General features: G+C 41.7%; 9 protein-coding genes. All 9 read left to right on the top strand.

All coding sequences use genetic code 11. The features are described from left to right. Positions 1-3,053 (top strand): SDR family NAD(P)-dependent oxidoreductase (locus CWC18_RS13715; RefSeq protein WP_138675479.1); only part of this gene is annotated, 3,053 nt, incomplete at its 5' end. Then, entirely contained in the window at positions 3,043-7,626 is a 4,584-nt protein-coding gene (locus CWC18_RS13720; RefSeq protein ID WP_138593469.1) for a beta-ketoacyl synthase N-terminal-like domain-containing protein, read from the top strand. The genes CWC18_RS13715 and CWC18_RS13720, both read left to right, overlap by 11 nt. Continuing rightward, complete coding sequence (locus CWC18_RS13725; RefSeq protein WP_138675480.1) at positions 7,623-10,610, top strand: PfaD family polyunsaturated fatty acid/polyketide biosynthesis protein; 2,988 nt, start codon at positions 7,623-7,625, stop codon at positions 10,608-10,610. Before CWC18_RS13720 ends, CWC18_RS13725 begins: the two co-directional genes overlap by 4 nt. Positions 10,611-10,615: 5 nt before the next feature. Continuing rightward, a complete protein-coding gene (locus tag CWC18_RS13730; RefSeq protein WP_138593465.1) occupies positions 10,616-11,383 on the top strand; it encodes an SDR family NAD(P)-dependent oxidoreductase in 768 nt (255 codons plus the stop codon). Between the two features lie 43 nt (positions 11,384-11,426). Next, positions 11,427-12,653: a thioester reductase domain-containing protein gene (locus CWC18_RS13735; RefSeq protein WP_138593463.1), complete on the top strand. Its 1,227-nt coding sequence runs from the start codon at positions 11,427-11,429 to the stop codon at positions 12,651-12,653. A 13-nt stretch (positions 12,654-12,666) separates the two neighbouring features. After that, a complete protein-coding gene (locus CWC18_RS13740; RefSeq protein WP_138593462.1) occupies positions 12,667-13,443 on the top strand; it encodes an amidohydrolase in 777 nt (258 codons plus the stop codon). Positions 13,444-13,634: 191 nt separating this feature from the next. Continuing rightward, a complete protein-coding gene (locus tag CWC18_RS13745; protein WP_138593461.1) occupies positions 13,635-15,308 on the top strand; it encodes a cyclic peptide export ABC transporter in 1,674 nt (557 codons plus the stop codon). Positions 15,309-15,311: 3 nt separating this feature from the next. Beyond that, positions 15,312-16,001: a response regulator transcription factor gene (locus CWC18_RS13750; RefSeq protein ID WP_138593460.1), complete on the top strand. Its 690-nt coding sequence runs from the start codon at positions 15,312-15,314 to the stop codon at positions 15,999-16,001. After that, positions 15,985-17,316 (top strand): ATP-binding protein, encoded by a 1,332-nt coding sequence (locus CWC18_RS13755; RefSeq protein ID WP_138593458.1) that lies wholly within the window; start codon positions 15,985-15,987, stop codon positions 17,314-17,316. Before CWC18_RS13750 ends, CWC18_RS13755 begins: the two co-directional genes overlap by 17 nt. Positions 17,317-17,321 lie beyond the last annotated feature (5 nt).

The raw sequence follows: 17,321 nt of genomic DNA on the forward strand, positions 1-17,321 counted from the left end.
AAGCGCCAGTAGCACAAGCAGCAGAGCCGTCAACGGATAATCCGGCGTTTGATGGTGATGCTATTGATATCGAGCAAAGATCATACTTTGAATCACTTGATGTAGATCAAATTAGTAACATGCTGGTTGAAATCGTTAGTGATAAGACGGGTTACCCTACCGATATGATTGATTCTGATATGGATTTAGAATCTGATTTAGGTATTGACTCTATCAAGCGTATCGAAATTTTTGCGGCCTTGTTTGAAAAGTTATGGGGTAAAGATTCAGACGATGGTATGGATGAAGACAATCTAGATGGTGATGTGAACTTTGACGCGCTTAATACAATTCGTCGCATTGCCGAGTTTGCGTATAATTCTATTCAAGAAGTATTACATGCGATTGATAATGGTGCCCTTGCTGAACCACCTGCTGATGAACCAAAGCCGTCAGTAGAGAATGATGCAGAGGAAGTTTATGTTGCAGATGCAGATGTGAAAAAGAAAACTCAACAAATCGGATTTTTTGTGTCTACAGACACACAGGAGGGTGCCGTAAAAAAGTCCCAGCTGCAGAGTAAATCTGCAGCGTCCCCCAGTTCAGTAGGCCGTTATGTTGCTAAAGTTGAAGTACTTGTAAAGCCAGACCAAATTGATTTATTGCCTCAGCAAAACCATCAATGGTTGGTATTAGCGAATACGAAGAAAAGTTTAACGCTATTTGACGATACTTTTAAACAGCTGAAGCAAAACACAGTAGGCATATTGGTTGGAAATAAGAAAACTAATGCAACAAGTGACTTTGCATTAACGGAGTGCACAGAAGCAGCTATACAGAATTTGGTCGAACAAGTTGAGTTAAAAACCAAGCGTAAGATTGCTGGGGTTTTGTATGTGGCCGATCCTTTAAAGCAGGAGTCACTTGAATCCCTGTACGATCAATCTCAGGTATTTAGTTTGAAGGCACTCTTTATGTTAGCAAAAGTGCTTCAGCCTAAACTGCATGCAGAAGCTGCGAAGGTACCAACATTCTTTCTTACTGTTGGCTTAAATGATGGTCAATTTGGTACCACAAAAGACAGTAAAAGTGGTGTTTTAAATAGTGCCTTAAGTGGTTTAGCAAAGTCTTTAAACTATGAATGGTCAGATGTCTATTGTCGCCATTTAGACATGCAATCTAACTTAACCAAGAAAGTGGCAAATGACGTTTTTGCTGAAGAGCTAACCGACTCAGATCGCACTATCAGCCATGTTGGTCGAACCAAAGAGCGGCGCTACCAATTGGTACTTGAACAAAGCGAAGTGACTCAACTCAATGCCAAGCCAATACTAAATGAGCAATCTGTGCTGCTAGTTAGTGGCGGTGCGAAAGGCATAACGGCAGGGTGTGTCATTGAATTTGCCAAGCGTTATCGCTGTAAGTTTGTATTGCTTGGGCGGAGTGAGCTAAAAGCTTTACCAAAGTGGGCGCAAAGTGCAAATGATGACGCTACATTGAAAAAGCAAGCCATTGCGCATCTTAAAGAGCAGGCCGAGCCTATGACGCCGGCAAAAGTCGATGCATTAATTCGAGCGACGAAAGGTACACAGGAAATTCAGAGTACTTTGGATACGTTGGCAAATATAGGCGCACCAGCGCAGTATTATTCAGCAGATGTTCAAGATAAAGGTACATTAAAGGCTGTTATCGACCGTGCGCAGAAAGAATTTGGTGCAATCACTGGTGTTATCCATGGTGCAGGTAATTTGGCTGACAAAAAGATCGAACGTAAATCATTGGAAGACTTTGCGCTTGTTTTTGATACCAAGATTGTAGGGTTGCAAAATATTTTATCATTGGTTGATAAAAACATATTAGAGACCGTCTTGCTGTTTTCATCGGTATCTGGCTTTTTTGGTAATGCTGGTCAAACAGATTACTCCATGTCGAATGAAGTGTTATCTCGCTCTGCTGACATTATCAAACGTCAATATCCGAATTGCCTAGTACGCTCTATTAATTGGGGCCCTTGGGATGGAGGGATGGTCAATGATGTACTTAAAAAAGCATACGAAAGCCGTAATTTAGTACTTATTGACAAGCCATCTGGGTTTGCTGCATGTGTTAACGAACTAAATGAGCCAGATCTAAATACAACTCAAGTCATTATCGGAGGTCGAGAATACCACGCTGATAAGAAGCCCGTATCTGTGCAGTATGCAGACCCACAAAAAGTAAATAGAACTTTATTATCGTCAGTGACACCGGGTCTTAAAGGTCATAGCGTAGGTGGAAACGTGGTGTTTCCAGCGATGTTTGCCTTACATTGGATGATAGAACAGAGCCTTAATTTTTATCCAGGCTTTTCGTTAAGTGAGGTTAATGACTTTGCGGTGCTCAAAGGTATTGTATTTGATGGCAAACAAGGGGATGACTATCAGTGTGTAGTTAAAGCGGATAAGGAAAAGGGCAGTAAGCTTCATTTAACCCTTGAAGTAACATCGGTTGTCGAGGGTAAAGCACTTAAGCACTATAGAGCTGACATATTACTTGTGGCTAAGTCAGAACCAAGCAAAGCCGTACTCGATGACTCGCTAATACAAAGTGAACAGACTCTACCATTTCCTATCTACCATAATGGAGTAAATGGTTACTTGTTCCACGGTACTGCATTACAAGGTATTGATACAGTTATTCAGCATGATGAGCAGACGATCCTAGCGAATTGCCAATTGACAAGTCAGCAAGTTGGGCATGGTCAGTTTAACGAAGTTCGACAGTTTAATGGCTTTATTGCGGATATCTTCGTACAGGTACCTTACTTATGGTTACGCCACTATAAACAAAAAGTTGGCTTGCCTTTGGGTATAGAGCATATAGAAAAGCACCGTAACATTAATTTTGATGAGCGCTTCTATGTGTCAACAGATATTGTTTCGTGTAATCAGCAAACGTTGACGTCTGACATTTCGGTGTACAACCAGCGTCGCGAGCTAGCTTATCGATTAGTCGGAGTTAAATACACACAGTTGGCATCAATTTCTAAATCAGAAAATGAGCTATTAAAGGGTGTAGGTGAACATGAAGGATAAAATAGCAATTGTCGGCCTAGGGTGTATTTTCCCCGAAGCTGACAATCCAGAAAAGCTCTGGAATGTCTTTGAGCAGGGAAAAGATGTAACGAGTGAAATTTCCGAGCAAGAGCTCGGGGTTTCTCCCGCACTTTACAAGCACCCAGAAAAGGGAACAATCGATAAGATTGGATATAGTAAAAATGGCTATGTACGAAAACCTGATATTGCGTTAGATGGTTTTAGGGTTGCGGAGCAAACCCTCAAGCAGTTTGATAAGGTATTTCAATGGACGTTACATGCGGCGGCGCAAGCACTTAAAGATGCAGGCGTAACGGATGCGAAGAACACGGGACTGGTACTCGGCAACATTAACATGCCTACTCACTCTGCGAAACAGTTAGCTAATGAGATGTACCATGAAATATTGACGCCTCATATTCAAACCTTAATTGGTCGCGAAGATTTTGCGTTTAGCAAATATTGGGAAGACCATGATTGGCATACGGACAACCTGTTTATTGGTAGCCATAACGCAGTCGTAACAGGGCAAGCTTTGGGTTTGAAAGGCCCCACTTATACGATTGATGGCGCGTGTTCATCGGGTATTTATTCGATAAGTTTGGCTTGTAAACACCTGCAGGCGGGTGAAGCGGATATTATGCTAGCAGGTGCAACTTGCCAAGCTGATCACATTTATATCAATCATGGCTTTAATGTACTAAAGGCGTTTCCAAATAAAGGTGAGGAGTCTTTACCTTTTGATAAACGTTCAGGTGGTTTAAAGGCGGGTGAAGGGGTCGGTGTACTCGCGCTGAAGCGTTACAGTGATGCAAAAGCCAATGGCGATAAAATTTATGGTGTGATTGATGCAATTGGCTTGTCTAACGATGCGGGTGCTAAGCACATGCTGGTGCCTGATAGTAATGGTCAGCAGTTGGCATTATCACGTGCTTATGCGCAATCAAGCCGCTTCCCAGATTATGTAGAGTGTCACGCAACCGGCACCCCGGTTGGTGATAAAGTTGAACTTAACTCTATTGCAAGTTTCTTTGGGTCTGAGCGCTTACCAAAAATAGGGGCTAATAAACAAAACTTTGGTCATGCGCTGACTGCTTCAAGTATGGTGAGTATTTTTAAAGTACTGTTATCTATGCAGCACGACAAAGTACCCGCGACCCAAAAGATCGAAGATTTTGTTGGTAGCGAATCAGGTATTTTAACCATTAACTCTGTTGTTCGCGACTCGATAAAATGGCCAGCTCAAGGGGCAGGAAAAGTCGCAGGTGTAAATGCATTTGGCTTTGGTGGTGTTAACGGCCATTTAGTCATTTGCTCAGAAGACGCTATTGAGCCTAGTGTTGACGATACAACCATTGAGACGCCAGACGGGTTAGCTATTGTGGGACTGAGTGCTTGCCTACCTCAAGTAAAAGAGTTGGTAGATCTTGATGCGCTGATTGAGCAAGGGGCGCATAACTTTCGCGAATTGCCGGAAAAACGTTGGTCTGGTATTGAACAATGCAGTGAACTCTTGAAGCGCTATCGTATAAAAGAACTTCCTACAGGTGGCTTTTTAGACAACTTTGTATTTGATTGTCAGCGGTACAAAATTCCACCAAATGTTGCTGGGTTGCATTTGTTATCTCACTTGTCTTTGATGCCTATGGCTGAAGCCGCCTATTTAGATGCTGGTTTTGCGCGTGATGGTCAAGTTCGTAATATTGCTGTGATTGTTGCTGGTGATGACGATTGTAATGGTTTACGTTACCAAGCGCGTACCGAAATGGCCTGGCAGCTACGCGATAGTCTCGAAAAGGCGAATGTCGAATTAACGGATGAAGAACTCATTCGTTTAGAGACATTGACCAAAGATGCCCTATTCCCTGAACCTACGGTTGAAGGTGTTACAGGCGGAATTGGCAATATTGTTTCGAGCCGGATCTCTGCGCTGTTAAAACTTAATGGTCCAGCATTTACGCTGCAGTCCCATGAAAACTCAATTACAAAAGCGATTGATGTTGCAAGGCTTCTGCTTGATGCCGGTCAAGTTGATGCGGTTATTGTGGGCGGTGGCAGCTTTGGTGGTTGTGCTGAAAGTGTGCTGTTTGCTAATCAGCGTTCTGCGATTAATGTAACAGAACCAGGGAAACCACTCCTAGAGAGTAAGGGCTGGAAGCTGGGTGAAGGCGGTGGCGTTGTCGTTCTTAAGCCTAAAAATAAAGTGACAGATAAAGACCGTGTTTACGCGACCATTGAATCACTAAGTTTTGCTCAATCGGTCGATGATGGTACGCACTTTGAACCTGATGCTGACAGTATAGCAAAAGCAGCGAAAGTGGCTTTGACTGCTGCTGGGGTTGAAGCTGATCAGGTAGCGCTACTGGAAGTACACGCCAGTGGTATTGATGCAGAAGATACTGCCGAAAAGCACGGGCTACTGTCGGTATATGGCAATGCGTCTAATTCAGTGACATTGTCTAATATTAAGCAGCATGTCGGCCATTTAAATGGTGCCTCATATATCACCAGCTTGATTAGTACTGCACTGAATGTATATCGTCGACGCTTACCAGCTATTCCACAGTTAGCGCAGCAACAACGTGTGTCGCAGCAACATACTGGTTTGATACTACGCCACGAACACGAACACAGTGATGAGCTGCGTTATGCGGCGATCAGCGGGATAGGGCTAGATAGAACATATAGTCATATGATCCTCGGCGCAGCTGATAAATATGAAGAAAAAGGCTTATATAGCCTATATGCAAATTTGTCAGATGAAAAACCAAAAGGACTGTTTAAAACGATTTGGGTGGCTGGCGAAAAAACAATTCCTGAAACCTTGATTAATGACGAAACAATGGCTGAGTTTTCACCTTGCCGTAAGCGTTTTTTGCAAACTAAAGGCACGTCTTTGCAGACATCACTAGAAGTGGATGAGCGCGTAATAGAGCAAGCGGTAAACAAAGATGCGGTTGTGCCAGAAATAAACAAAGCTTCTGTAACTCCAAGTACGGTAAGTGTTGTCAATACTGCACCTGTGCAGGCTAGTAAAACGCGCAGCATAAACGACCACCCCCAAGTGATACAGCATAAAGTTCTAGCCGCGCTTACGCAGAATGCAAAAACACACAGTGCATTTTTGAAAGCAATGGGAGCAAACTACTCTGTCACTGCAGCTTTGTTGAATTCGGAGGAGGGTTTATCGCAACAAAGTACCTCAATTGAGGCGCCTGCTGCTATAAATGCGACACCTAAAACCGTGAATACCAGTTCTGTCCATTCTGTCTTGCTTGATCCTCGCTATGGACGCTTGGCACCAGAGGCGAAAGATATTCCAATATCGACCCGATCAGCGGGTGCATTGTTTAATGAGCAGCAGCTGCATGAAATCACAGTTGGCTCAATTGCTAATGTACTTGGGTCAGACTATGCGGCGGCTGATCAGTACCCAGTGCGAACTAGAATGCCTTCTTGGCCTTACATGTTTGTATCACGTATTACGGCTTGCACTGCACAGCGAGGCCAGTTGAAGCCATGCGAAGTGCATTGGGAGTATGATATTACGCCTGATGATTGGTATGTCGTAAAGGATCAGGTGCCGTCGTTTGTCTCGTTAGAATCATCACACGCAATGATAGTCGCGTTTACACTTATTGGCTGCGATGAGATGTTTCAAGGCCAGCATTCATATCGCGCAGTTAATAGCGAAACAACAATATATGGAGAGTTCCCCAAGCCGGGCGAAGTAATTCGAGGGGTTGTGCGCATAACGTCCTTTAAAAAGATGGGTAACAACGTACTTATTGATTATGAATATGACTGCTTTGCCAAAGGGCCTAACGATACTGAGCGTCATTGCTTTACGTTAGCTGCGGCTTCTGGTTTCTTCTTCCGAGCCGACTTACAAAAGCAAAGCGGCAAAAGCATGAACAATAAAGGAGTCTTTTTTACCGCAAAACCTCAAAAAAACCCGATTGATGTGAACAAGTTAAGTCAGCAACAGAGCTTTGATAGTAAGCAGATTGAATCTTTGAATGCTGGTTTACTGTCACAGTGTTTTGGTCGTGGATATGACGATAACAGTGCCGTCGCTTTATATGGCCCTTGTCATCGCATGTTAGATAGAGTGTCTGAATTTAACTCTCGTGGTGGTGCTTGGCAGCTAGGTCAATTACTTGGCGAAATTGATATTTCTACGGAACATTGGGTATTTAAAGCGCATTTTAAGAATGATCCATGTGTGCCTGGTACCTTCATTATTGAAGGGTGTCAGCAGCTGTTTTCTTTCTATATGTATTATTTGAAACTGCCGCAAATACCAGGTGTGAGAATGGTGACTAAGTCAGGCCATAGCTCTGGTGCAAAATTCCGAGGTGAAGTGAAGTTCCAAAATGAAACTTTGTTTTATCGCATGACGATTAAAGCGATAGAAGTTATGGCGCTTCCTGATAACCAAGCCCAGTTGGAAATTACAGCTGTCGTAGAAGTTTTATATGAAGATCGTGTGATTGGTTTATGTGACGACATGTACGTGTGTTACGAGGGCAATTTACAGTCGATATTAACAATGAGAGCGCAAACAGTATGACGATGTTAACGCAAATCAAAGACAATTTGGCCACATTGGACTTGCCTTTGGCTGTGTGGTCAAAAGAATCAACACGGACATTGATGCCGCTAAGTCAATTAGTGGGCGATCAGATCTCCATCAATGATGTGGCCGGTGTCATTCCTGCTGTTACACCAAATACCTTGGGCAGTGAATCATTTAGAAAAGCGTATGGCTTGAAATATGCGTACATGGGTGGCGCAATGGCCAATGGCATTCACTCAGCAAAGATGGTCGCAGCATTTGCAAATGCAGGTATGCTTGGTTCATTTGGTGCTGGTGGCTTAACGCTTTCACATATAGAGCAAAGCTTGCAAGAGATTAAGCAAGCTGTGGGCGGGAAAACATTTGCTATGAACATGTTGCATAACCCCGCTGATCTAGAGTGGGAGATGCAAGTGGTGCAGTTGTGTCTGGACAATGAAGTCAAAGTTGTTGAAGCTGCGGCTTATATCAATTTAACGCCTGCATTGGTTTATTTTCGCTTGAAAGGTGCGCAATTGATCAATGGTCAAGTTGTCCCCGCCCAACGAGTGATAGCGAAGATTTCGCGTCCAGAAGTAGCCGCTAAGTTCTTAGCGCCAGCCCCTAGTAAGATGGTTGCAAAACTGGTTGCTAGTGGTCATTTGAGTGAGGCTGAAGCCACACTTAGCGAAAAAATCGCGATGGCAGATGATATCACAGTAGAAGCGGATTCTGGTGGACACACTGACCATGGTTCATTGTCGTGTATATTCCCGCAAATGTTACGTTTAGCAACTCGCATGCGCGAGCAACACGGCTATAAACAGCCTGTGCGTGTAGGTGCTGCTGGCGGTATTGGTTGCCCTGAGTCTGTCGCGGCTGTCTACGCAATGGGTGCTGCCTATGTTGTTACCGGATCTATTAACCAAGCGTGCGTTGAGTCAGGAACTTCTGATCTCGTGCGTGAAATGTTAACTAATGCAACGACTGCTGATGTGGTTTCTTCACCATCTGCAGATATGTTTGAATTGGGCGCACAAGTACAAACTTTGAAAAAAGGCACTATGTACGGCGTACGTTCACAAAAATTATACCAAATATATAAGCGGTATGATTCGTTGGAACAGATCCCTGAAGCGGACAGACTGCAACTTGAAAAGCAGATGTTTCACAAACCGCTTTTGCAGGTATGGGAAGATACTAAAGCCTTTTTTGCCAGTCGCAATTTACAGCGTATAGCCGATTCCGCAGAGCAAGATCCAAAACGCAAGATGGCGCTGGTATTCCAGTGGTATTTAGGCCAGTCATCTAAATGGGCAATAACAGGCGACGCAGGGCGACGTATTGATTATCAAATTTGGTGTGGCCCAGCAATGGGTGCAAATAATGATTGGTTACAAGACACGCATTTACAAGCTGCATCAGCGCGTACAGTTGAGGGGATTGCAAATTACCTACTTAACTGCGCTGCATATTTAACTCGGGTAAATATTGCAAAAAACCTATTCGTTTCAGGTATAGAACAATGCCAAGACGGAACTTTTCCTATTCGACTGCAGCAGGTCAGTGAATATGCTGATGTGCCACGTGATAAGGAAGAAATACAGAACAATTCTTTTCAAGGAGAACACAAGAAGATGAATACAGTAGTAAATCAAAAATTAGATCTGACAGAGTCAAAAAAGTACTTTAAAAAGTTATGGGATGTTATTCCTGGTGGCGTGCACTATAACTTTGCGGATCCTGAAAGAGCGCTGATCGTCCCGTTTGTTAAAGGAAAAGGTTCGCGAGTTTGGGATATGGATGGTAACGAACACCTTGATTTATTCTGTAAATTTGGTGCTTTGTTTGTCGGCCATAACAACGAAGAGTACAATCAGATCTTAATTGATAATATGCAGAAGCTTACGTCTGTAGACACTTTTGACCTTGAGCACGAAGTATGTCAAAAGCTCATTGACAATATACCTTCTGCTGAACGCGTGCGTTTTAGCTTGAGTGGTACTGAAGCGGTACAAAATGCGATTCGTTTAGCACGTGGTTACACAGGTAAGCCTCGTTTTGTCCGTTTCCATGGCCACTATAACGGTAATGCGGATAATGTCGTAGGGGGTCGTTTCAATGCTGATGGTTTAGACTTCCCTGTACCTGAAATGTTTAAAGGAGATATGTTAGATACTTTAGGACGTTTCCCAAATACATTGCAAGATCAGACGTTTATGCTACCTTGGAATGATCCAGAGGTATTAGAGCGTACATTGGAACAGCATGGTCATGAAATTGCAGCGGTATTGATGGAACCAATCTGTATGAATGGTGGTGGTATCTTACCGAAAGACGGTTATCTAGAGCGTGCAAAAGCAGCGTGTGAGAAGCACAACGTAATATTGATTTTTGATGAAGTAATCACTGGCGTTCGTTTTGGTTTAGGTGGTGCACAAAAGTTACTCGGTGTAACTCCTCACCTTACGACATTGGGTAAAGCGCTGGGTGGTGGTGCTGTGCCAATTTCAGCTATCGTAGGTCGTAAAGACATCATGGACTATTACGCTAAAGGTAAAGTGATCCATGCTGGTACTTTCAATGGTTACCCAATGGGCTTAGCGGCAATTAAAGCAACCTTTGATTTAATTGAAAAAGATCCTGGTTGTTATGATCGTATGGGTGGGTTGATGTCACAAATGGCTGATATCTTCGTCAAAGCGGCACACGCAGCGGATATGCCTCTTGTGCTTCAGGGCATGCCTAATGGTATGGTATTCCACTCACAAAATGAGTTGGTTGACCGTTCAGAAGGCTATACAGCAAAAGTTAAGATGTGTGACATTATTATCCGAGAAATTAGTAAGCGCTATGGCATTCAGTTCTCACCGTTGTCTCGTATGTATTCAAACTTGATGCTTAATCAAGATGATGTTGCGTTCTTCGAAGAGCGTATTTATCCGACTATGGTTAATGCAAAGCAAATCATCGATATCACCTTCCCTAAAGGACTTTGATAAACATGACACAGCAAATAGCAGTTGTAACTGGTGCTGCTGGTGGGTTTGGTGCGGCGATATGCCGCGCCTTACTTGCGTCAAATTATATGGTAGCAGCGGTTGATTTGAATGAAGACAAGTTAGCATCTTTAAAACATAGCTTGGGTAATAACTCGCACTTATTAACTTTTGTGATGGATGTGACGAATACCGATAGTGTTGAAGCGGTATATGAGCAGTTAGTACAAATAGAAAACAGTGCTATTACAGTACTCGTTAATAACGCGGGGATTTTACATAAGGTTTATTGCCTTAAAAAAGAATCCTTAGCAGCCGCAAAACAGACGTTTGACGTGAACTTAACTGGTGCTTTCAATTGCACGACTATCTTTAGTCAAGCCATGGTGAGGCAAAAGTATGGCCGTATCATTAATATAGGTTCGGTAGCTGGAATTTGGGGCTCTGGTGGCAGTACTGCATATGCAGCATCTAAAGCTGGCTTGATAAAAGCATCTGAGTCATGGGCACAAGAGTTAGGGCCAATGAATATCTGCGTAACATGTGTAGCCCCTGGGATCTGTAAAACTCAAATGTTTGATCAGTTTCTTGAAACCGAAAGCATACCTGATGCGGAAGAAGCAAAATTCGCGCGTCGCATTGTGCCAATCGGCCGATTTGGCCATGCGGATGATGTCTCTGAAGTTGTACAGTTCTTGGCAACTTGTAAAACAAATTACCTCAATTCCGCCGTGATCACCATTGATGGTGGCATGCGAGTTGGGTCTATGTAGCGTAAAACGTGAAACTTAAATGGAACAATTGTAAGGAATTAACATGAGTAATAACGCAGCGTTTTTACCGGATAACTACTTATTGACTGGTGCATCAGGTGTACTAGGCGGATGTATATTAACAGAATTATTAGCAAGTACTGATGGCAAAATATATTGTATGTCTCGTGAGCAAGATTTAGATAATGCTCGCAGTAGAATTTTGGCTATGGTCGATCTGTATGACCCAAAAGGAAAAGTTGCAGATCAAGTCTCACGTATCAGTGTTATATATGGGGATCTAGGAAAAGAGTTACTTGGTCTAAGTCGTGATAATTACGATACTTTGGTGTCTCAAGCTAAAGTTGTTATTCACTGTGCAGCCAAGCTTTCTCTTATTGCTGAATATCCAGCATTGAGAGAGGAAAATGTCGTTGGCACGGAGCGAATTGCTAAGTTATGCATGGATGCGAACATTCCGCTTTTATATACCTCTAGTTTTTCGGTGATTGGCGATAAGCTTTATGAGCCAGGCTTTATGCTTAAAGAAGATAAAGTAGATTATGGCCAGTGTTTTGACGACTTAGGTTATGAGCAAACTAAGTTTGAAAGTGAAGTGCTACTTAACGATCTTGCTAAGCAAGGCCTGCAAATGGCGATTGTACGCCCTGGAAATATTTGGGGAGATAGTGAACACGGTCGTTATCCACTTACAGGTACTACTGTCAAAGGGATCTATTATGAAATGGTCAGAGCTTTGGTGGAAACGGGCTACACTTTTCATTCTACAGATGACTTTGATGTTACCCCTGTGGACTATGTTGCGAAGGCCAGTTTAGCAGTGGTTAAAAATATCAATACTGTAAGCGGCCAAACTTTCAATTTAGTGAATCCACACCCACCAACATATAACGGTATTGTCGACTTACTGCGAGAATATGGTTATGAAGTACGTAATGTACCTTGTGATGACTACTTTCAAGCATTGCACGAAGATCGTATGTTATTAAATGGTAAGCCATATCATTCTAGTTTTACAGATATACTAGCCCTCATCGGAGATGATGATGACTTGTCTGAACAGGCTAAGTACGATACATCTAGCATTCAAGCATTATTAGAAGGTACAGGTATAAGTTGCCCTAAACTTGATAATAAACTAATGAAAACCTTGCTAGATCACTGTGTTGCTTCTGGTTTGATTAAAGCTCCTGCCGACCAACATCCACTTGCTGAAATCAGTGAAGAGATCACAGCCAAGGTGTTTATGGAACATTTATACGACGCTTAATTGGGTATTTATTATGAGCGAAAAATTAAAATTGAGTATGCTACAGCTAGATTTAGCGTGGCAAGATGCGGCTGTTAATAGAGTAGCAATAGAAAAGCATCTAGAGGGAATATCTGGTAGAGATTTGATTGTATTACCTGAGATGTTTTCCACAGGGTTTGATATGAAACCGGCTGGTTTGGCTGAAACGATGGACGGTGACACTGTCGCTTGGTTAAAAGAGTTAGCGAAGAAACAGAACTCAGTCGTGTGCGGTAGTATGATGATGCTAGTAGGCAGTGATCATGTGAATCGTTTTTTATGGGTTACCCCACAAGGTACGGTGTCTCATTATGATAAGCGTCATCTGTTTAAATTTGCAGGTGAAGATGAGCATTACACTGCGGGTACAGAGAAGGTAATCTTTCAGTTAGGACAGTGGCGGATTGCTCCGTTTATTTGTTTTGACTTACGCTTTCCCGTTTGGTCAAGAAATTTAGATTGCCAATATGATTTAGCACTCTATGTGGCAAACTGGCCAAAAGTGCGTTCATTACAGTGGAAGAGTCTGATCCCTGCAAGAGCAATTGAAAATCAGAGCTTTGTGGTTGCAGTTAACCGTGTTGGCGTTGATGGTAATGACATTGCGTACAGTGGTGACTCAATGGTTGTGGATCCGCTAGGCGAAACATTATTGCACGCTATGAATAAGGAAGTGGTACTTAACATTGAGCTTGATTTAAATGAGCTTAAAGATGTGAGAAATCGTTTCCCATTTTTGCAAGAGGCGGATGGGTTCACCATCAGTTAAACCTGCTAAAAAACGCCCTTACGGGCGTTTTTTAAATCTATTTAGTGGTGCCTAATATGTAACTTTAATGGTGCCCTTACTAACCTTTACCAAATCTTTGAGCCATATATGGTACAACTAGTTAACTACGTAGACTTTCGCTAATTAAGTTTACAACCGATGCAATAATTTAAGGATAAGTGAGAATTTAATTGGAAAGTTTAAATCGTCTTTATAAAAAATACTTTTGGTATTTTGCTTTTACCCTACCGGTCGGGATTTTACTCGGCATTATTAGCATGCACGTCTTACAGATAATCAATGATGCGCTGACGGCAGGAGTCGAGAATATAACTTATTCCGCAAAACAGTTCTTTGCAACAATTGGAGTATTGTTTGCTTTAGGTGCAGTTAATGAGTTTGTTAAAATTCGTTTAGTGGTTAATGCAAGTCGAGATATTCATAGCAGATTGGTTGATAAAGTGCTTGGCTCATCATTCGAGCGTGTTGAAAAAGTGGGCCTTCCTAAGGTTAATGCAACATTGAGCAAAGACGTAGATACGGCTATTAAATTCTTCCAAGTGTTGCCGCAAATGGTCGCTAATATCTCGCTGATAGCATGTGCAATTGCTTACATGGCTTATCTGTCTTTAACTGCTTTGATGTATGTTCTAGCTTTAATTACCTTTGCAGGGTTGAGTTTTACGTTGATCATTTTGTTATCACGTAAGTATTTACAAAGTATTCGAGAGTGTGCTGATTCATTGATGGAACATTACGAAGCGATAGTGAAAGGTAAAAAAGAGTTGTCTTTGGACTCAAAGCGTCAACGTTATGTGCGAAAGGATATCCGCAGTACATTAGAGCTATTGAGAAAAAATAACCGAAGTGCACTGACCTTATTTGGTATGCTAGAGCATTGGGGACAGTTTATTTTATTTGCGATATTAGGGGTGATTTTGTATTACCTCGGAATGACTTTAGGTTTAGATAAAACGGTGGTGGTTGGTTATATTTTAACTCTATTATTTATTCTTGAGCCTATTGAGCAGGTAACGCAAGCATCGACGGATCTGATGGAGGCTAAAGTTGCATTTAAGAAAATCGAGAGCCTAGAGTTATCAGATGACTTCATTGATAAAGAGCAAGAAGTCAAAGCGCTCGGTCTAAACCTTAATTTGCGATTACGTAATATTACATATCGATATGAAGCAGAAGTTGAGTCAGAGCAAGGGTTTAAAATTGGTCCAATTGATAGTGAGTTCAAGGCGGGAGAGGCAACGTTTATAATTGGTGGTAATGGCAGTGGTAAATCAACCCTATTTAAAATGCTAGCAGGGTTGTACGGGCCGACTTCAGGGGAACTCCAATACGGAGATATCACAGTTGAAGAAAGTAATATCGTTAGTTATCGAGAGTGTATAAGTCTTATTGCTGCTGATTTTTGGGTATTTAAACATATTCTTATTGATGATTCAGGGGAAGATGAAAAGTTGCTACAGCAACTCGTTTCTTTGCTTAAGTTAGATAAAGCAGTTGAAGTTATAGAAGGCAAATGGAGTAAAACGACATTATCTCAAGGGCAAAGAAAGCGATTAGCACTGATCCAATCTTATATAGAACAAAAACCCATTGTATTGCTGGATGAATGGGCTGCCGATCAAGACCCCGTGTTTAAAAAAGTATTTTATGAAGAAATAGTGCCCTCTTTAAAGGCGCAAGGCAAAGTGGTGATCATTGTTTCCCATGATGATAACTATTATCATACAGCTGACCGTTTAATGGAATTAAGAGATGGCCAGTTGATATTACATAAAACAAATAAGCCAGCTGCAAGTCCCCAAAACGATCAGTTTTTTAAAGTATTAGATGGTTGCAAGGAGTAAGCGATGGCAAATAAAAAACGTATTTTATTGGTTGAAGATGATAAGCGCCTCAGCCATATGATTTCTCACGTACTTCGTCATGAAGGTTACATAGTCACCTGTGCGTTTGATGGTCAAATCGCATTGGAAAAGCTAAATGGTGAGCTTTTCGATGTTATTTTACTAGATATGATGTTACCCAGACTTAACGGTATAAGTGTTTTAGAACAAATTTTGCCTGAGTACACTGGTGTTATTGTAATGATGACTGCGAGTAATGATGAATATCTAGAAGCAGATGCACTGGCATTGGGTGTGCATGACTTTATCAATAAGCCAATCCGCCCTCATATATTGGTTGCAAAAGTCAAAGCGTTAATACGTCTTGCAGGACAAGCTCCCACTTTTAGAAAATCGGTTTTTCAAATACAAGACTTGACGCTTAATACCAGTAATCGTAGTTTTCACTTAGATGATATACCGGTAGAGTTGACAGAAGCCGAGTTTAGTCTGATGTATTATTTAATGTCCCACCCTGGTAAAATTCTAGATAGAGCTAGTATTATTTCGGCGGTGAGGGGAATTGAATATGATGGACATGATCGTTCCATAGATATGAGACTCTCATCTTTACGTAAAAAAATAAATGACAACGTTCCACCCTATAAGTACATAAAAACGGTTAGGGGCATAGGATATGTGTTACGTGAATGAGCAAATGTTTAAACGTTTATTTATTTATTCTGCTGCAGCATTCATCTGCAGCATATTTATTGCGGTTATTTTACTCGATACTAAATATGTTGATATTCGAGTTAAAGAAGAAAAACCAATTCTTGATGGACTTTATTCGGTTATCTACAAACAAGCACAAGGTGACAAGATAGTCCCTGCGCTCTTAGAATACTGGTCTGGGCAATTTGGCTATAAGGTGATCATCATCACTGAGAAACAAGCTCAAAATGAAAGTGTTGAACTAAGTTCGCTCAAACAAGAAGGAAGTGTGGTAAAGCTTGTTAGCGGTTGGACGCAAGATAGAGTTACCGCTTATTACCAACATGGTGAACAAATCATAAGAATGTCTAAGATACACATTGATAAGCAAGCTTATTTATTATACTGGCAATCTTTGCTAGTGACTATTTTGATCATTTTGGCGTTATTCGTCTATCTTTACGTTCATATGCATAAAAAATACATAGATCGATTACTTCAAGCTTATGAAAGTTACGGTCAAGGAAAATTGTCTTTACGAGTGTCTGCTGAGATGCCTGCTCCGTATAGTGTGCTTGCAAGCCATTTCAATACGATGGCAACTAAAATTGAAAGTTTACTCCAAGAACATCAGCAGATGTTAAATGGTGTTTCTCATGATTTAAAGACACCTCTAGCTCGGTTAAGGTTTGCACTAGATATGACCCGCAGTTGCAATAGTGCCGAGGAGTATCGAGAAACAATCCAGTTTATGGATGAGGACTTGGATGCGCTGGATGAGTTATTGGACGACTGGTTCTTATATGTTGGTCTTAACGCTGAACGCAGAGAACCAAAAATAGAACATTGTCAGTTAGGTAATATAGTGAATAAGGTGGTGAGTCGCAGTGTACCTATTTACTCTAATATACGAGCACGTAATCATGTTGCGGCAAACTTTGAAATTGGTGCAGACAAAAAACTGCTCACTAGAGCGGTTGAAAACCTTGTAAATAATGCATGTAAGTTCGCTAAAAGTGAGATTCGTGTCAGTACTCGTTGGTCAAACGATGGGTATATCTGTATAGATGTTGAAGATGATGGAGCTGGTATTCCAGAAGATAAGCGCACTGAAGTACTTAAGCCTTTTTTGCGTTTGGATAGTAGCCGTAATATTCCTGGCATTGGTTTAGGCTTATCTATTGTGTCGAGTATATTAAATAGTCATAAAGGGTATTTAAAAATCTGTGATTCTGACTTGGGAGGAGCCAAAATAACGTTGGTAATTCCTGTAATCAATGTGTTACCAACGGAAGAAGCAAAAGTATTGGGATAGTTAAC

Origin of the sequence: Pseudoalteromonas aurantia, assembly GCF_005886875.1 — a bacterium.
Classification (GTDB): Bacteria; Pseudomonadota; Gammaproteobacteria; order Enterobacterales; family Alteromonadaceae; genus Pseudoalteromonas; species Pseudoalteromonas aurantia_A.